This window comes from Streptomyces sp. NPDC005402 (assembly GCF_040606575.1).
In the GTDB taxonomy this organism is placed as follows: domain Bacteria; phylum Actinomycetota; class Actinomycetes; order Streptomycetales; family Streptomycetaceae; genus Streptomyces.
Map to the genome: position 1 here is coordinate 506,166 of NZ_JBEXFB010000001.1, position 17,442 is coordinate 523,607.

Consider the following 17,442-nt stretch of genomic DNA (forward strand, 5'->3'; position numbering starts at 1 on the left):
CGAAAGTCCTTCCTCCGGGGAATGGCCGCCGTCGGCGCGGCCCCGTTCCTCCCCGGCCTGATCCCGGCGAGCGCCCACGCGGCCTCGTCGGGCCGTCCCGACTTCCCGCTGGCGGCAGGGGGCACGGCCGTCGGCATTTTCGTGGACGCGGCGGACGACCCCGCCGTCGTCCGCGCCGCGGGTGACCTCCGGTCGGACGTCGAACGGGTCTCCGGGACGAGACCCGAGCTGCTGCGCGCGCTGCCCCGAAGCGCCCCCCTGCTCGTCCTGGTGGGCACCCTCGGCGTGAGCCCCGCCATCGACCGCCTCGCCGCACAGGGCCGCTTGGACGTCTCCCGGGTGAGGGGCCGCTGGGAGGCGTCGGTGACCCAGGTGATCGAGCGTCCCCTGCCCGGCGTCGACCGTGCCCTGGTGATCGCGGGCAGCGACCGGCGCGGCACCGTCTACGGGATCTACGACACCTCGGAGCGCATCGGCGTCTCCCCCTGGTACTGGTGGGCCGACGTGCCCGTCGAGCGCCGCGACACGGTGACCGTCCCTGCCGGACCCTTCACCCGCCACGAGCCCTCGGTCCGCTACCGCGGCATTTTCATCAACGACGAGCAGAATCTGACCACTTGGTCCCACCGCACCCAGGAGACGGACAAGAACATCGGCCCCGAGACGTACCAGCGCGTCTTCGAGCTGCTGCTGCGTCTCAAGGCCAACTACCTGTGGCCGGCGATGCATCCGTACTCCGACTTCTTCAACAAGTACCGGAAGAACCCCGAACTCGCCGACCGCTACGGCATCGTCGTCGGCTCCAGCCACCCCGAGGCCCTGCTGCGCAACGGCGTCCACGAGTGGGAGCCGTGGATCGCGGAGCACCCGAACGCCGACGGCAGCGCGCCGGTGTACGACTACACGGTCAATCCCGCTGTCATCTCCGACTACTGGAGAGCCCGGGCGAGACAGAACGCCGCGTACGAGAGCAGCTGGACGCTCGGCATGCGCGGCCTGCACGACAGCGCGCTGGAGACCAGGAACGCCACCACCATCCCGGAGAAGGTCGTGGTGATGAACGACATCATCGCCGACCAGCGACGCATCCTCACCGAGGAGGTCGGGGCCGCGGCCGAGCCGCAGATCTTCATCCCGTACAAGGAGGTCCTGGACCTGTACAACGCGGGCGTCCAGGTCCCCGAGGACGTCACGCTGATCTGGCCGGACGACAACCACGGCAACATGCGCCAGCTGCCGAACGAGTCGGAGCGGGCGCGGCCGGGCGGCAACGGGATCTACTACCACCTCTCCTACTGGGGCCGCCCGAAGAGCTATCTCTGGCTGGACACGACCCAAGTGGCCAAAGTGTGGCAGGAGTTGCGGCGGGTGTACGAACACGGCACCGACCGCGTGTGGATCTTCAACGTCGGCGACCTCAAGTCGATCGAGACCGGCTTGTCCTTCGCGATGGACATGGCCTGGGACGTGGACCGCTGGGATGCCGACGACGTCGAGGGCTTCCTCGCCGAGTGGGCCGGGAGGCAGTTCGGCCGGCGCCACGCCCGTGAGATCGCCGCCATCCGCACGGAGTACTACCGGCTCGCCGGGGAGCTGCGGCCGGAGTTCGTCGCCGCGGGCCTCGTCTCCGTCGTGCACCACGGTGACGAGGCGGGGCGCCGGATGGCGGCGTACGACCAACTCCTCGCCCGTGTCCGGGCGGTGGGGGCCGAACTACCCGAGGCGTACCGGGACGCCTTCTACGAGCTCGTCGAATACCCGGTGCACGGCGCCTACTTGATGAACCTGAAGTACTACTGGGCGGACCGCAACGCGCTGGCCGTCCGGCAGGGCCGCGGGGCCGGTACCAACCGCTTCGCGGATCTCGCGCTGGCCGCGCACTCGGCGGAGGCAGCGCTCACCGGCCGGTACAACACCGAGGTGGCGGGCGGGAAATGGGACGGAATCGTCAATCCGTATCCGTCCCAGATCCCGAAGGCGCCGGGGCGCCCTGCCGTCACCAGGGTGACCCGGCAGGAGACCTCCGGGCTCGGGGTGGCGGCCGAGGGGAACGAGACCGGCGCGGCCCGCCCGCTGTCGTTCTCCTCGTACACCCGCGACCGGCGTTTCGTCGACGTCTTCAACACCGGGTTCCTGCCCCTGGACTGGGCGGCCGAGGCCAGTCACCCCTGGGTGGTGCTCAGCACCTCCGGGGGCTCGCTGACCGAGCAGCGGCGGGTGTGGGTGGAGATCGACTGGGAGCGCGCGCCGGAGGGTGCGCAGGAGGCCGTGGTCGCCTTCACGGGCGCCGGGCAGCGCTACGAGGTGCCGCTACGGGTGGTCAACGGCCGTAGACGGGCGCGCGGCTTCGTCGAGGCACACGGTTACGTGTCGATCGACGCGGCCCACGCCGACCAGCGGGTCAGCCGGGGCGGCCGCCGCTGGCGGACCGTGCGCGGACTCGGGCGTCGTACGGGAGCCGTCGAGGCCGTTCCGTCCACGGCGGCGCCGATCAGCGGTGACTTCGCGTCCCGGGCCCCGGAGTTGAGGTACCGGGTGCGGTTCAGCGGCACCGGCACCTTCCCCGTCACCGTCTTCCGGCTGCCCTCGCTGGACGAGCGCGGGCAGCGGCGGGTGGCGGTCGGACTCGACGACCAGCCGGTGACCGTGCTGTCCGGGCAGGCCGTGGCGACCGGCAACCGCGGTGACGCCTGGGCCCGCCAGGTGGAGGACGGCGTCGAGCGGCTGACCGCCACCGTGACGGTCGCCGAGGCCGGGGAGCATGTGCTGCGGATCTTCATGGTCGATCCGGCGATCGCCGTGGACCAGATCGTGATCGACACCGGCGGGCTGCCCGCGACCTATCTCGCGCCGCCGGAGAGCTACCACCCGGTGTTCCATCCGGAGCCCGCGCCGGGCCCGGGTCTGGAGGCGCCGGACCAGTAGCCCGAAGGCTTCGTGCGGGCCGCCGGTCCCCCGTGCCGGCGGCCCGCACGAGTCGCGGCCGGCGCTGCCGTCCCGTGGGGGAACAGGCGTATCCGACGGGCCGCCCTCCCCCCACTGCGGCCCGCCGGAGCTTCAATGTGCTGGAGTACATCCGAGAACGTCGATGTTGCTCGGATGAAGTGTGGGTCAGCGAGGTACGGGGCCGGTATGGGTACAACTGCGTATGAGCGGGCGCTGTCGGTCGCCGTGGCCGCGCTCCACGAACGCGACCCTGAGCGCTTGTGGCCCCTCCTGGCGGCCGAACTGCCGGTTCTGTGCGGTGGCGACGCCCTGATCTACAAGCTGGACAACTGGAACGAGAGCGAGGGCACGCTCGGGCTGTCCCCCGGTGCCGACGCGGAGTTCGGCTCGCTCGGCGCGGAGGAGACGGGACTGCTGCGCGCGGGCTACCCGTTGGCCGGGCACTACGCGGGCGGAGCGGACCGGACGCCGGTCACGGCCCGCCGGCTGGCCGGGCGTTCCTGGTCGGGGAGCCCGACCGCGCGGTTGCTCGACGACCTTCTGGACGTCGATCACGTGCTGGGGCTTCCGCTGCCGCAGTCGACCACCCCGATCACCGGGTGCATGGTGTACCGCTCCGGGCGGGACTTCAGCGACGACGAGCTGCGCCTGGCCGAGCAGTTGCAGCCGCTGCTGGCCGCCGTCGAGCAGCAGCGCCAGCTCCTGCGGCGGCTCAACGCTCCTTCCGAGGAGGCTGCCGATCTGGCGCTCACGCCCCGGGAGACGACCGTGCTGCTCCTGCTCGGCGACGCCCTGACCGCTGTGTCGATAGGCCGCAGGCTCGGGATATCCGAGCGTACGGTCCACAAGCACATCGCGAACATCTACCGCAAGCTCGGTACGCACGACCGCGTCAGCACGGTGCTGCAGGCCCAGCGGCTCGGACTCGTCCCTACGGCAGCGGCGGCCCGCCCTTGAGGCGTTCCAGGTCGGAGGGGCGGACCTGGATGACCACGACGGCGATGAGCGCGGCGAGCAACGCGAAGATCGCGGCCACGACGAAGGCGGCGGATACTCCGGCGGTCAGGACCTCGTCGCCCCAGGAGCCCGGAAGCGCACCGGTGTGTGCGAAGAGGCGGCGCTCGGCCGGGGTGGCCTGGGCGAGGAAGCGCGGGACCTGTTTCTCCGCCTCGTTGGTGCTGGCCGTGCCGAACATCGTGACCAGGATGGACAGCCCGAGCGAACCGCCCACCTGCTGGGTGGCGTTGAGGAGCCCGGAGGCCGCGCCGGTCTCCGCGGTGGGCACGTCGGAGAGCGCCATCAGGGTCAGGGACACGAACTCCATGCCCATGCCGAGGCCGAAGACGAGCATCGGCCCGAGGACACTGCCCGCGTAGGTGGAGTGCACGTCGGTCAGGGTCAGCCAGGCCAGCCCGGACGCCGCGAGGATCGCACCCCCCACCATGAACGGCTTCGGCCCGTACACGGGCAGGAACCGCGAGGCGAGACCGGCACCCACCGCGATGACCGCGCTGACCGGCAGGAACGCGAACCCGGTGGCCAGGGGGCTGAAGTTCAGGACGTTCTGGGTGAAGAGGGTCAGGAAGAAGAACATGCCGAAGATCGCGGCCGCGAGGCAGAGCATGATGCCGTAGGTGCCCGCGCGGTTGCGGTCGGCGAACATGTGCAGCGGGGTGATCGGCTGCCGGGAACGCTTCTCGATCAGCACGAACACCACGAGGAGGACCACCGCGGCGGCGAACGAGGCCAGGGTGAGCGCGTCCCGCCAGCCTTCCTGGGCGGCCCGGATGAAGCCGTACACCAGCAGCACCATGCCCGCGGTGGCGGTCAGCGCGCCGATGATGTCGAAGTTGCCGGGATGTCGCTCGGACTCGCGGATCCAGCGGGGCGTGGCGAGCGCGATGAGCAGTCCGATGGGGACGTTGACGAACAGCACCCACCGCCAGTTCAGCCACTCGACGAGAACTCCGCCGGCCAGCAGTCCGATCGCGCCGCCGCCCGCCGAGACCGCGGCGAAGACGCCGAACGCCCGGTTGCGCTCGGGTCCTTCACGGAAGGTGGTACTGACCAGGGAGAGGGCGGTCGGGGAGGCGATGGCGCCGCCGACGCCCTGGAGGGCACGTGCGGCGAGGAGTTGGCCCTCGTTCTGGGCGAGACCGCCGAGCAGCGAGGCGAGCACGAACAGCAGCACTCCGCAGATGAACATGCGGCGCCTGCCGAGGATGTCGCCGGTCCGGCCCCCGAGCAGCAGCAGCCCGCCGAAGGTGAGGGTGTACGCGTTGACCACCCAGGCCAGGCTGGTGGTGGAGAAGTCCAGGGAGCGCTGGATGTCCGGGAGCGCGATGTTCACGATGGTGATGTCGAGCACCACCATGAGCTGGCAGGACGCGATGACCAGCAACGCCATGGCGTTCCCACCGCCGCCGGAGTCCGGTGGGGTGGTCCGTGGTGCAGAACTCGCCTGCGGGTCGGTGCTCATGGTCTCCGTACGACCGTACGCCCCTGCCGTGGCCGTCACCACTTGAGCACGTGGCACCCCCAGCCCTCCAGGGACACGAACAGACCGGAGTCGGTCAGTTCGTCTCCGTCACGGTCGTACACCGCCCCGGTGAGCAGATCGGTCGCCCGGCACGCGCGGCCCCTCAGGTCGTCCCACGGCAGGGGCAGCCTCGCCTGGGCCGGGCGGTCGGAGTCGTTGACGACGACCAGGTGGCGGGCTTCGGTGTGTGTCCAGGTCCAGGCGAGCAGATGGCGGTGGGTGCCGTTGTCCCCCCGGCCCGTCGGGGTCAGCGGTTGCCAGTCTCCCCGGCGCACGGAGGCGGCTGTGGGCAGCAGTCGGGCGTAGAAGTCACGCAGGATCTCGTCGACGGGCTCCTGCGGTCTGCGCCTCAGGAAGACGGGTGGCCGCACCCGGCGGCCCTCGAACTGGCCCTCGTGCCAGAGCGTGGCGCCCGGCAGCGTCGCCACGGCCACGGCGGCCGCCCGCCCCCGGTCGCCGGGCAGGGTGGCGGCGGCCCGCGGCTCGTCGTGGTTCTCCAGGAAGCGGACAAGACCGCGCTGGTAGGAGGGGTCGGCGCTCAGGTGGGCGCGGACCGAGTCGGCGTCCTCGTGCAGCAGACGGTCGTGGAGGCGCTTGTCGTAGCAGTGGTCGAAACCCTGCCGCTGGAGGGGCCCTTCGAGGTCCCAGTAGGCCTCGGCGACGAAGAGGAGATCGGGGTGACGGGCCCGCACGCGCGGGATGACGTACGGCCAGAAGTCCTCGGCCGGGGCCGTGCCCACCCGGTCCGCCCAGGTCCTGCCGAAGACGTCGTTCATCAGCAGCATGGCCATGTCGCAGCGCACGCCGTCGGCCTGGTCGCCGATGGACACGAGGGTCGCGACGGTCGCCTCGCGCAGGGCGTCGCTGAAGGCGTTCACCTGCACGACGTCGGGCCAGGGCGGGAAGTACGGGTCGCGACCGCGGGCGTGGATCCGCCCTCCGGCCTCGATGAAGTCGGCCGGAGCGCGGACCAGGTCGTCGGCGGTGCCCTGGACGAGGCAGTCGGGGGCCGAGGTGAGCCAGACGTGGTCGGGGGCCACGTGGTTGGGGACGTGGTCGAGGATCAACCGCATTCCCCGCGCGGCCAGTTGGGCGCGAGCGGCGGCCAGTCCGTCCGGTCCTCCGAGGGAGGCGTCCACGACGTAGTCGCGCACGCAGTACGGCGATCCGGCGATGTCCGCCTCGGTGACATCGGGCAGGGCCTCGCGGAAGGAGACCCTGAGCGCCTCGTCGCGCAGGGCGATCTCCAGTCCGCCCGGGCTGCGTTCCCAGACGCCCATCAGCCACACGGTGTCGACGCCGGGCGGGGCGACGGAGTCCCACACCTCGCCGGGCACGTCGCCGAGGGTGACGGGACGGCCGTAGCGGTGGCTCAACTCGCCCAGCCAGACGAGGGTGTTGATCTCGTGGATCACTGTCATGACAAGGGCTCCTCCCTGTCACCGGGCCGCCCGCGGGGACTCCGCCGATCGCGTTCCGGCTCAGGCGAGCTCGATCAGCAGGTCACCACCCTCCACCTGCTGGATCTTGTTGATGGCGAGGCGGGAGACCCGGCCGGCCTTCGCGGCGGTGATCGAGGCCTCCATCTTCATGGCCTCGATGGTGGCGACGGTGGCTCCGGCCGCCACCTCGTCGCCCTCGTTCACGGCGAGCGTGACCACGCCCGCGAACGGGGCGGCGACATGGCCGGGGTCGGAGCGGTCGGCCTTCTCGGTGGTCGGGATGTCGGAGGAGGCCGCGAGGTCGCGGATCTGGATGGGCCGCAACTGGCCGTTGAGCGTGGACATCACCGTGCGCATGCCCCGCTCGTCGGCCTCACCGATCGCCTCAAGGGCGATGAGGAGCCGCACGCCGGGTTCGAGGTCGACGGCGTACTCCTTGCCCGGGCGAAGGCCGTAGAAGAAGTCCTTGCTGTCCAGGAGGCTGGTGTCGCCGTAGGACTGACGGTGTGTCTCGTACTCGCGGGTCGGGGCGGGGAACAGGAGCCGGTTGAGGGTCGAACGGCGGTCCTTCTCCAGGCCCGCGCGGTCCTCGGCGTTCAGTTCCTGGACGGGCTTGGCGTCGGCGCGGCCCTGCAACGCCTTGGTGCGGAAGGGCTCGGGCCAGCCGCCGGGCGGGGTGCCGAGCTCGCCGCGCAGGAAGCCGATCACCGAGTCGGGGATGTCGAAGCGGTCCGGGGTCTCCTCGAACTCCTTGGGGGTGACCCCGGCGCCGACCAGGTGGAGGGCGAGGTCGCCGACCACCTTGGAGGACGGGGTGACCTTCACCAGGTGGCCGAGGATCCGGTCGGCGGCCGCGTACATCGCCTCGATGTCCTCGAAGCGGTCGCCGAGGCCGAGCGCGACGGCCTGGGTGCGCAGGTTGGAGAGCTGCCCACCGGGGATCTCGTGGTCGTAGACGCGCCCGGTCGGGGAGGCGAGGCCGGCTTCGAAGGGGGCGTAGATCTTGCGGACGCTCTCCCAGTACGGCTCCAGGTCGCCGACGGCCCTGAGGTCGAGGCCGGTGGGCCGGTCGGAGTAGTCGGTCGCGGCGACGATCGCCGACAGGGAGGGCTGCGAGGTCGTACCGGCCATGGAGGCGACGGCCCCGTCCACGGCGTCCGCGCCTGCCTGGATCGCCGCCAGGTAGGTGGCGAGCTGGCCGCCCGCGGTGTCGTGGGTGTGGATGTGGACCGGCAGGTCGAACTCGCGGCGCAGGGCCGACACCAGTTTCGCGGCGGCCGGGGCGCGCAGCAGGCCCGCCATGTCCTTGACGGCCAGGACGTGGGCGCCCGCGTCCACGATCTGCTCGGCGAGGCGCAGGTAGTAGTCGAGGGTGTAGAGGCGCTCGTTCGGGTCGGACAAGTCCGAGGTGTAGCAGAGGGCCACCTCGGCGATCGAGGTGCCGGTGGCGCGTACGGCCTCGATGGCGGGACGCATCTGGCTGACGTCGTTGAGGGCGTCGAAGATGCGGAAGATGTCGATGCCGGTCTCGGCGGCCTCCTGCACGAAGGCGTCGGTGACCTCGGTCGGGTACGGCGTGTAGCCGACGGTGTTGCGGCCGCGCAGCAGCATCTGGAGGCAGATGTTGGGGACGGCCTCGCGCAGGGCGGCGAGGCGCTCCCAGGGGTCCTCGGCGAGGAAGCGCAGGGCGACGTCGTAGGTGGCACCGCCCCAGCACTCCAGGGAGAGCAGCTCCGGCAGGGTGCGGGCGACCGCCGGGGCGACGGCGAGCATGTCCTTGGTACGCACGCGCGTGGCGAGCAGCGACTGGTGGGCGTCGCGGAACGTGGTGTCGGTGACACCGATGGTCGGCGACTCGCGGAGCCAGCGGGCGAAGCCCTCCGGGCCCAGCTCGGTGAGCTTCTGCTTGGAGCCCGCGGGCGGCTCCGCGGTCGTGTCGACGCTGGGCAGCTTGGAGACCGGGTCGATGAGGTCGGGGCGCTCGCCGTGCGGCTTGTTGACCGTCACGTCGGCCAGATAGGTGAGCAGCTTCGTGCCCCGGTCGGCGGAGTGACGGGCCGTCAGCAGGTGCGGGCGCTGCTCGATGAACGACGTGGTGACGTTGCCGGCCTGGAAGTCCGGGTCGTCGAGGACGGCCTGGAGGAACGGGATGTTGGTGGCCACCCCGCGGATGCGGAACTCGGCTACGGCACGCCGGGCCCGGTTGACCGCGGTGGTGAAGTCCCGGCCCCGGCAGCTGAGCTTGACCAGCATCGAGTCGAAGTGGGCGCTGATCTCCGTACCGGCGTGGGTGGTGCCGCCGTCGAGGCGGATGCCGGAGCCGCCGGGCGAGCGGTAGGCGCTGATGCGTCCGGTGTCCGGGCGGAAGCCGTTGGCGGGGTCCTCGGTGGTGATACGGCACTGGAGGGCGGCGCCGTGCAGCCGCACCGTCTCCTGGGAGAGACCGAGGTCGGCGAGGGTGGCGCCGGCGGCGATGCGGAGCTGGGCCTGGACGAGGTCGACGTCGGTGACCTCCTCGGTGACCGTGTGCTCGACCTGGATACGCGGGTTCATCTCGATGAAGACGTGGTTGCCGTCGCGGTCGAGGAGGAACTCCACGGTGCCCGCGTTGCGGTAGCCGATCTCGCGGGCGAAGCGGACGGCGTCGGCGCAGATGCGGTCGCGCAGGTCCGGGTCGAGGTTGGGGGCCGGGGCGAGCTCGATCACCTTCTGGTGGCGGCGCTGCACCGAGCAGTCGCGCTCGTAGAGGTGGATGACGTTGCCCTGCCCGTCGGCGAGGATCTGCACCTCGATGTGGCGGGGCTCGACGACGGCCTTCTCCAGGAAGACGGTCGAGTCACCGAAGGCCGAGGCCGCCTCGCGCGCGGCCGCCTCGATGGACTCCCGCAGCTGGGCGCGGTCCTCGACCCGGCGCATACCGCGCCCGCCACCGCCGGCCACCGCCTTCACGAACACCGGGAGGCCGACGTCCTCGGCCGCCCTGACCAGCTCGTCCACGTCGGTGGAGGGCGCGGAGGAGCCGAGGACCGGCACGCCCGCGGCACGGGCGGCGGCGACCGCGCGGGCCTTGTTGCCGGTCAGTTCGAGGATGTCGGCGCTGGGGCCGACGAAGGTGATGCCCGCTTCCTCGCAGGCGCGTGCGAGCTCGGGGTTCTCGGAGAGGAAGCCGTAGCCGGGGTAGACGGCGTCGGCGCCTGCCTGGCGGGCGGCGCGGATGATCTCGTCGACGGAGAGATAGGCCCGCACGGGATGGCCCGGTTCGCCGATCTCGTAGGCCTCGTCGGCTTTGAGTCGGTGCAGTGAGTTGCGGTCCTCGTGGGGGAAGACGGCGACCGTCCTCGCGCCCACCTCGTAACCCGCGCGAAACGCCCGGATCGCGATCTCACCACGGTTGGCGACCAGTACCTTGCGGAGCATTCCCGTTCCCTTCGGCCTGCCGGTGACGCCCCCATGTTCTCGGCAAAGGCCCCCGGTGGCCATGAGAGTCAGGTCACGTGTCGCAGACGGTTTGGAGATGATCCGTGCAGGTACAGCGGTCGTGGGACCTCGTGCGGGCAACCGTGATCACTTCACCGTCCCGGTGAAGGGGGTCACGGGCCGCTCCAGGCGCTGCCCGTCCACGGTGATGTCGACGGCCTCGTTGAAGAACGCGAGGAGTCCCCTGACGGCGCCCACGGCCGGGAGCGGGTCGGGGTAGCTCCAGACGATGTTCGCGTGACCGCCCACCGACCAGTACTCGGCGGTGCCCTTGTAGGGGCAGCCGGTGTGGTGGTCGGTGGCTTCGAGGAGGTCGAGGCGGACGTCCTCGCGCGGGAGGTAGTACCGCGTGGGCAGCCCCGTCTCGAAGAGCAGGACGGGACGGCGGGTGTCGCCGACGAGCATCCCGTCGATCTCGACCTGGACATGGCGGCTGCTGGGCATGGCGTCGACGCGTTTGTGCGGGTCACGTGGGTGGACGAAGACCTCTTCCTCCTCCTCGTACCAGTGGTCGAGGCCGGTTCCCCAGCGCCGGAACCAGGCGAAGGCGATGTGGTCGGCCAGGTCGGCGGCCGGGAAGGTCCAGGCAGCGTTCTCGACCAGCTCGCCGTCGGCTTCGAGGTCGTAGAAGATTTGTGATCCGTTGTGACTGCCGGTCTGCGGGTTCCTCGCGGGGCGGAGCAGGTCCTCGCGGACGTCGGCGCGCGGGAAGGCGTACAGCGGCACGGGTACGTCGGGCTCCCAGACGAGGACGGGGTGCCGGCTGTCGACGACCGTGACGTCTCCCTTGCGGCCGCGCACCCAGCGCTCGCTGGGCTCCCACAGCAGGCCCTCCGGGGTGGTCCGTACGTCTCGTGCGGTGGGGAACGTGGTCATGAGCGGCTCTCCCTTCACCTCTTCAGGAAGTCTGTCAGTCCTGTCAGGAGCCGGTCGACGTCCTGCGTGTCGTTGTAGGGGGCGAGGCCGACGCGCAGGCCGCCGGTGTCGCCGAGGCCGAGGTGCCGGGAGGCCTCGATGGCGTAGAAGGAGCCGGCCGGGGCCTGGACCCCGCGCTCGGCGAGGTAGCCGTACGCGTCGGCCGTGCTGTGGTTCTCGAAGGTCAGCAGGACGGTCGGGGTGCGGTCGGCGGCCCTGGAGTGGACGGTGACACCGTCGAGCGCGGCCAGCCCCTCGTCGATCTGCGTGCGCAGGACGTGTTCGTGGGCTTCGAGGGCGGTGAACCCGGCGGCCAGCCGCTCCCGTCGGCTGCCGGTGGCCGCCGCGTCCAGCCGGTCGGCGAGGAAGTCGACCGCCGCCGTCGTGCCGGCGAGGAACTCGTAGGGCAGCGTGCCCAGTTCGAAGCGCTCCGGGACGGCGTCGGTGGAGGGCAGGAGCTTGTCCGGGCGCAGGGTCTCCAGCAACTCCGGGCGGGCGGCGAGGACTCCGTGGTGCGGGCCGAGGAACTTGTACGGGGAGCAGGTGTAGAAGTCCGCCCCCAGTTCCGCTAGGTCCACGAGGGAGTGGGCGGTGTGGTGGACGCCGTCCACGAACAGGAGCGCTCCGGCCGCGTGGACCGCCTCGGCGATCGCGGGGATGTCGGGGCGGGTGCCGATCAGGTTGGAGGCGGCCGTGACGGCGACGAGCCGGGTGCGCTCGGACAGCACGGACCGGACGGCGTCGACGGTCAACTCCCCTGTCTTCACGTCGAATTCGGCCCAGCGCACGGTGGCGCCCGACTGGACCCAGGGTCGGATGTTGGCGTCGTGGTCGAGACGGGTGACGACCACCTCGTCGCCGGGCGACCAGGTACTGGCGAGGGTGCGCGCGAAGTCGTAGGTGAGCTGGGTGGCGCTGCGGCCGAAGACGATCCCGGCCGGGTCCGCCCCGAGCAGGTCGGCCATGGCCCGGCGGGCCTCGGTGACGATCCGCTCGGCGTTGCGCTCCCCCAGCGTGATCCGTCCCCGGTTCGACAGGGGCTGCGCCAGGGCGTCGGCGATGGCCCGGATGACCGGCTCGGGGGTCTGGGTGCCACCGGGGCCGTCGAAGTGGGCGGTGCCGGCGGCCAGGGCCGGGAACTGGGAGCGGAGGGCGGCGATGTCGTACGTCACGGGGGGCTCCTCGGTCCGGCCGGTTGCGGTGGTCTCAGCCTGTCACGCCGTGTGCAGGGTTTCCCGGTGGGCCCGGTTCGTGGCCATCAGCCCGTCGAGGGCGTCCCGGGTGCGGATCAGGTCGACGATGTGCGCGGAGATCCGGTCGCGTTCCTCGGCCATCCGCACCAGCGCGGCGTCGGACGTCTCCTCGCTGGGTGACTCGACGCACGGCAGGAGTTCGGTGATCGTCCGGCTGGACAGTCCGGCCGCGTACATCCGCTGGAGGAAGATCACGCGCTCGACCGCGAACTCCGTGTAATGCCGCTGCCCGCTCGCGCTGCGCGTGCTGGTGAGCAGGCCCTGCTCCTCGTAGTAGCGCAGGGCCCGGACGCTGACCCCGGCCCGTGCCGACAACTCCCCGATGCGCACAAGTTCCTCTCTGACGGACTTGACCCTCACGTCGACGTCAGGTTTTAGCGTAACGGCGTGCCCGGCACACGGGTACGACAAATCACGAGGGAGACGTGACGTGACAACGCTTTTCACCGGATTCCGGCTCGGCGGACTGCAGCTGCCCAACCGGGTGGTCATGGCCCCGATGAGCCGGGTGCGGGCCGCCGAGGGGGGCCTGGCGACACCGTCGATGGCGCGCTACTACGCCCAGCGGGCCACGGCCGGCCTGATCGTCAGCGAGGGGGTGCAGCCCAGCCTGATCGGGCAGTCCAACCCGGGCACGCCGGGGCTGCACACCGACGAGCAGGTGGCCTCGTGGCGCCCGGTGACCGAGGCCGTGCACACCAACGGGGGCCGGATCTTCGCCCAGATCATGCACGGTGGCCGGGTGTCGCACCCGGACACCAACGGATTGCAGCCGGTCGGGCCCTCGGCCGTTCGGGCCACCGGCGAGGTGTTCACGCCCACGGGACCGCAACCCGCCCCGGTACCGCGGGCGCTGGACACCGACGAGATACCCGCGCATGCCGAGTCGTACGCCGAGGCCGCGCGCCGTGCCGTCGACGCCGGCTTCGACGGCGTGGAACTGCACGGCGCCAACGGCTACTTGATCTCGCAGTTCCTGTCCTCCAACGCCAACCTGCGCACGGACCGTTACGGCGGCTCGGTGGCCGGCCGGATCCGGTTCGCCGTCGAGGCGGCCGCCGCGACCGTGGACGCCGTGGGCGCGGAGCGGACCGGTATCCGGCTCTCACCGGGCGGTACCTTCTGGGGAGTCGAGGAGGCGGACGTACCCGAGCTGTACACCGCGCTGCTGACCGAACTGTCCGGGCTCGACCTGGCCTATGTCCATCTGGAGGCCACCGCCCCGGAGGAGACCCTCGTCGCCCTGCGCCGGGCCTGGCAGGGCGCGCTCGTCATGAATCCCGTGCTGCCGATGGGCGCCAAGCAGACCGGCCGCTCCGAGGCCGACCACTGGCTGGACCTCGGCGCCGATCTCATCAGCTTCGGCCGCGCGTTCATCGCCAACCCGGACCTGGTCGAGCGGCTGCGCACCGACCTGCCGATCGCCCCCGCCGACGAGGCCACGTACTTCCAGGGCGGCGACAACGGCTATCTCACTTATCCCGCATACCAGTACACGGCATGACGTCCGGGCGGCGAGGACGCCACGAAAGGGTAACGGGGGTCAACCGGAGGCAATGCCGGGTGGTCTAGCCCGACATGAGGATCTCTTTCCTGCTCCACAACGCCTACGCGATCGGAGGCACCATCACCACCACGTTCAATCTGGCCCAGGCCCTGGCCGAGCGGCACGAGGTGGAGATCGTCTCCGTCCTGCGGCACCGGGAGTTGCCCAACTTCGTGCTGGATCCCAGGGTTTCGCTGCGGCCGCTGGTCGATCTCAGACGGGAGAAGGAGCACCCCCTGCATCTGAGACCGGCGCGGGTGTTCCCGCGCTCGGAGTACCGGTACGGGCAGTACAGCGAGTTGACCGACCACCGCATATCCGAGGCCCTCGCCACCATCGACGCGGACGCGGTGATCGGCACCCGGCCGGGGCTGAACGTGCATCTCGCGAGCCAGGCGCCACCCCAGGTCGCCCGGATCGGGCAGGAGCACCTGACCCTGGACAACCACTCGCCCCGGCTGCGCAGCGCGCTGCGCCGGGCCTACCGCGGGCTCGACGTGCTCACCACGGTCACCGAGGCGGACGCGGCCGCGTACCGGCGCCGGATGCGGCTGCCCGGCGTACGGGTCGAGGCACTGCCCAACAGCGTGCCGGACCCCGTGCTGCCGGCCGCGGACGGCTCCGCCAAGGTGGTCGTCGCGGCCGGCCGGCTGGTCCCGGTGAAGCGGTACGACCTTCTCGTCGAGGCCTTCGCCGCGGTCGCCGCCGAGCATCCGGACTGGCAGCTGCGCATCTACGGCAAGGGCGACGAACACGACCGGCTGCGAAAGCTCATCACCGACCTCGGCCTGTGGAACAACGTCTTCCTGATGGGTGCCGCGGCCCCGATGGAGGCGGAGTGGGTCAAGGGCTCGATCGGGGTGGCCGCCTCCGACTTCGAACCCTTCGGCATGACCATCGTCGAGGCGATGCGCTGCGGGCTGCCCGTGGTGAGCACCGACTGCCCCCACGGGCCCGCCGAGATCATCGCGGACGGGGTCGACGGCCGGCTGGTGCCGGTCGGGGACCGGGACGCGATGGCGGCGGCCCTGCTGGAGCTGGTCGGGGACGACGAGCTGCGCCGCCGTATGAGCCGGTCGGCTCTGGAGAACGCGCGCCGGTTCGCTCCCGGTCCCGTGGTCGAGCAGGCCGAGCGGCTCATCGCGGAGGCCGTGTCCGCGCGGCGGGCGGGCCGGCCGGTCGTGCGGGAACGCCAGGGCGCGACGCTGACCGCCCGCAGCTCCGCCGCCAGGGACACCGCGCTGATCGCGGCCAGTGGCGCGCTGCGCCTTGTACGGAAGGTGCGGTCATGACCACGCCACGCGCTGGATGCGCGATCGACTCGCAGGGCCGGATCACCTTCGAGCTGCCGGCGGCGCCCGGGCCCGGGTTGCTGCTGAGGCTGCGTCCGAAGAAGGGGGAGCCCGAAAAGACCCTGCACGTCCTCGACCTGCACTCCGTCGGCGAGGGACGCGCCCAGGCCGTACTGGGCACGGATCCCGTGCTCCCGGAGGGACGGTGGGACGTGTATCTGCTGGACGGCTCCGAGCGCACCCGTCTACGTCCGGGCCCCCGTGACCTGCGGGCCCTGGTCGACGGGCACCTGCGGGAGCGGCCGGGGCCCCTGGCCGTGCGGGTTCCCTACGTCACCGAGGACGGCTACCTCGCGGTGCGGACCTGGCATCGGCCCGCGCACGCGGAGGCCGGCCGCGTGGACGTCACGGGCCCGGCGCTGAGGGTCGCGGCCCGGCTGCACGGCGCCTCACTGCTGGACGGCGCCGAGGTGCGGCTGCGGCGGCGGGGTGAAGGGACCGTACGCACGTTGAAGCCGTCGGTCGGAGAGGACGGCCGGAGGTTTTCGTTCACGGTCGAGGACGAGACCCTGGAGCCCGGCGTCTGGGACATGTTCGTACGGCCCGCTCCGGGAGCACCGATGATCCGGCTCGCCCGTCTCCTGGACGACGTGGCGGACCGCAAGCACGTCTTCGTCTACCCGGGGGCCACGGCTGGGAACGTCGTCGTGCGGCCGTACTACACCGTCGACAACGACCTGTCCCTGGAGGTGACACGGGCCGGCTGAGGCCCTCACCCCCACCGCACGTGCAGCGTGGGTGGCTTGCGGAAGACCAGGCCGTGCGGGGCGGTCGGGTGGTCCGGGTCGAGGCGGAGGGCGGGGAGACGGTCGAGCAGGTGCCGCAGGGCGACGCGGGTCTCCAGGCGGGCCAGGTGGGCGGCGAGACAGTAGTGGGGGCCGTGCGCGAAGGCCAGTTGGAGACGGGCGTTCGCACGGCGGACGTCGAAGCGGTCGGGGTCGGGGAAGACGGCGGGATCGCGGTTGGCGCCCGTCAGCGAGACGGTGACGAGGTCGCCCCGGTGGATCGTGGCCGGGCCGAGAGTGACGTCACGGGTGGCGTAACGGTCCACTACGGCCGCGCCGGGTTCCAGGCGCAGCGACTCCTCGATCGCGCCGTCCAGCAGAGCGAAGTCGGCCTGGACGAACGCGAGTTGGTCGGGCTGCCGGAGGAGGTGCAGCAGCGCGTTGGTGATCATCGCCTCGGTGGTCTCTATGCCGCCGAACATCAGCACCGCGGCGTTGGCGGCCACGTCCGGCAGCGCCAACCGGCCGGCTGCGGACGTCAGGAGCGAGTCGGCCCCCTGCGCGACCGTCGCCTCGACCGCCTTCCGGAGCTCCGCGTACGCCGCCGGCCCCGCGGGTTCCGCGGTTCGGCCCTCCGTGAGGTCCGAGACCGACCGCACGATGGCGTCGTACCAGGAGAGCACCGTGTCCGTGCCGGCGCCCACCAGTCCGAGTGCCTCGGTGACGACGGCGACGGCGAGCGGGCCGGCGAAGGTGCGGCGCAGTTCGGCGGCGCCCGCCGGTTCGAGTGCGGTGACGAGTCGGTCGGTCTCCCGCTCGATGAACTCGGCGAAGCCGGCCCGCACTTCACGCGGGCGGAAGGGCGCTGTGAACGGCTCGCGGTGGCGGGTGTGTTCGTCGCCGTCCAGGGAGAGCATGCTCGGGCCGACGACCTGGGCGGTCGAGAAGCGGGGGTCGTCGACGGTGAAGGTCTCGGCGTCCCGCATCACGTCGAGCGCGAGATCGCGACGGGTCACCAGCCAGCCGTTCAGCGCGGGCAGCCAGGACACGGGTTCCCGCGCGCGGAGTTCGGCCAGGCGCGGATGCGGATCACTGGCGAGTTCGGCCGTCGTGGTGGCGGCGCCGAGCGGGAATCCGATCACGCCCCAGGCTAACCCGGCGGAAAACACGTGGCAGATGCGCGTGGGGCGGCTTACGCTGCTCCACGATGACGACTCACACTCCTGAACGATTGGGGGTCCCGTCCG

Annotated in this window: 12 protein-coding genes; 5 read left to right on the forward strand and 7 right to left on the reverse strand. The window is 71.5% G+C overall.

What is annotated here, in order from left to right; all coding sequences use genetic code 11:
- Positions 1 to 21 precede the first annotated feature (21 nt).
- Both ABZT02_RS02310 and ABZT02_RS02315 read left to right on the forward strand, forming a co-directional pair.
- Entirely contained in the window at positions 22 to 2,925 is a 2,904-nt protein-coding gene (locus ABZT02_RS02310; protein ID WP_356013687.1) for a glycosyl hydrolase 115 family protein, read from the forward strand.
- A gap of 207 nt (positions 2,926 to 3,132) precedes the next feature.
- A complete protein-coding gene (locus ABZT02_RS02315) occupies positions 3,133 to 3,903 on the forward strand; it encodes a LuxR C-terminal-related transcriptional regulator (RefSeq protein ID WP_356013328.1) in 771 nt (256 codons plus the stop codon).
- Here the strand turns inward: ABZT02_RS02315 and ABZT02_RS02320 are convergent.
- The 6 genes from ABZT02_RS02320 to ABZT02_RS02345 all read right to left on the reverse strand — a co-directional run bounded on the left by ABZT02_RS02320 (position 3,878) and on the right by ABZT02_RS02345 (position 12,902).
- Positions 3,878 to 5,353 carry an MFS transporter gene (locus ABZT02_RS02320; RefSeq protein WP_356013689.1) on the reverse strand — a complete coding sequence of 492 codons (1,476 nt, stop codon included), beginning with the start codon at positions 5,351 to 5,353 and terminating at the stop codon, positions 3,878 to 3,880. The genes ABZT02_RS02315 and ABZT02_RS02320 overlap by 26 nt on opposite strands.
- A gap of 107 nt (positions 5,354 to 5,460) precedes the next feature.
- Positions 5,461 to 6,906 carry an alpha-amylase family glycosyl hydrolase gene (locus ABZT02_RS02325; RefSeq protein ID WP_356013330.1) on the reverse strand — a complete coding sequence of 482 codons (1,446 nt, stop codon included), beginning with the start codon at positions 6,904 to 6,906 and terminating at the stop codon, positions 5,461 to 5,463.
- A gap of 60 nt (positions 6,907 to 6,966) precedes the next feature.
- On the reverse strand, positions 6,967 to 10,344 hold the full coding sequence (locus tag ABZT02_RS02330) for a pyruvate carboxylase (RefSeq protein WP_356013333.1): 3,378 nt from the start codon (positions 10,342 to 10,344) through the stop codon (positions 6,967 to 6,969).
- A gap of 147 nt (positions 10,345 to 10,491) precedes the next feature.
- Positions 10,492 to 11,280 carry a DUF427 domain-containing protein gene (locus tag ABZT02_RS02335; RefSeq protein WP_356013335.1) on the reverse strand — a complete coding sequence of 263 codons (789 nt, stop codon included), beginning with the start codon at positions 11,278 to 11,280 and terminating at the stop codon, positions 10,492 to 10,494.
- Between the two features lie 14 nt (positions 11,281 to 11,294).
- Positions 11,295 to 12,491 (reverse strand): cysteine desulfurase-like protein, encoded by a 1,197-nt coding sequence (locus tag ABZT02_RS02340; protein ID WP_356013338.1) that lies wholly within the window; start codon positions 12,489 to 12,491, stop codon positions 11,295 to 11,297.
- Between the two features lie 42 nt (positions 12,492 to 12,533).
- Positions 12,534 to 12,902: a MerR family transcriptional regulator gene (locus ABZT02_RS02345; protein ID WP_356013690.1), complete on the reverse strand. Its 369-nt coding sequence runs from the start codon at positions 12,900 to 12,902 to the stop codon at positions 12,534 to 12,536.
- 100 nt (positions 12,903 to 13,002) lie between these two features.
- On the opposite strand from ABZT02_RS02345, the gene ABZT02_RS02350 reads away from it, so the two are divergent.
- The 3 genes from ABZT02_RS02350 to ABZT02_RS02360 all read left to right on the forward strand — a co-directional run bounded on the left by ABZT02_RS02350 (position 13,003) and on the right by ABZT02_RS02360 (position 16,177).
- A complete protein-coding gene (locus tag ABZT02_RS02350; RefSeq protein WP_356013340.1) occupies positions 13,003 to 14,076 on the forward strand; it encodes an alkene reductase in 1,074 nt (357 codons plus the stop codon).
- Between the two features lie 74 nt (positions 14,077 to 14,150).
- Positions 14,151 to 15,410, forward strand: a complete 1,260-nt coding sequence (locus tag ABZT02_RS02355) for a glycosyltransferase family 4 protein (protein WP_356013342.1) — start codon at positions 14,151 to 14,153, stop codon at positions 15,408 to 15,410.
- A complete protein-coding gene (locus ABZT02_RS02360; RefSeq protein WP_356013344.1) occupies positions 15,407 to 16,177 on the forward strand; it encodes a hypothetical protein in 771 nt (256 codons plus the stop codon). Before ABZT02_RS02355 ends, ABZT02_RS02360 begins: the two co-directional genes overlap by 4 nt.
- A 5-nt stretch (positions 16,178 to 16,182) precedes the next feature.
- Here the strand turns inward: ABZT02_RS02360 and ABZT02_RS02365 are convergent, their stop codons facing one another.
- Positions 16,183 to 17,337 carry a cytochrome P450 gene (locus ABZT02_RS02365; protein WP_356013346.1) on the reverse strand — a complete coding sequence of 385 codons (1,155 nt, stop codon included), beginning with the start codon at positions 17,335 to 17,337 and terminating at the stop codon, positions 16,183 to 16,185.
- Positions 17,338 to 17,442 lie beyond the last annotated feature (105 nt).

Excerpts from the sequence above, each read along its gene's own strand:
- ABZT02_RS02310 (WP_356013687.1), top strand. The coding sequence starts at position 22 with ATGGCCGCCGTCGGCGCGGCCCCGTTCCTCCCCGGCCTGATCCCGGCG.
- ABZT02_RS02315 (WP_356013328.1), top strand. The coding sequence starts at position 3,133 with ATGGGTACAACTGCGTATGAGCGGGCGCTGTCGGTCGCCGTGGCCGCG.
- ABZT02_RS02320 (WP_356013689.1), bottom strand. The coding sequence starts at position 5,353 with ATGGCGTTGCTGGTCATCGCGTCCTGCCAGCTCATGGTGGTGCTCGAC.
- ABZT02_RS02325 (WP_356013330.1), bottom strand. The coding sequence starts at position 6,906 with ATGACAGTGATCCACGAGATCAACACCCTCGTCTGGCTGGGCGAGTTG.
- ABZT02_RS02330 (WP_356013333.1), bottom strand. The coding sequence starts at position 10,344 with ATGCTCCGCAAGGTACTGGTCGCCAACCGTGGTGAGATCGCGATCCGG.
- ABZT02_RS02335 (WP_356013335.1), bottom strand. The coding sequence starts at position 11,280 with ATGACCACGTTCCCCACCGCACGAGACGTACGGACCACCCCGGAGGGC.
- ABZT02_RS02355 (WP_356013342.1), top strand. The coding sequence starts at position 14,151 with ATGAGGATCTCTTTCCTGCTCCACAACGCCTACGCGATCGGAGGCACC.
- ABZT02_RS02360 (WP_356013344.1), top strand. The coding sequence starts at position 15,407 with ATGACCACGCCACGCGCTGGATGCGCGATCGACTCGCAGGGCCGGATC.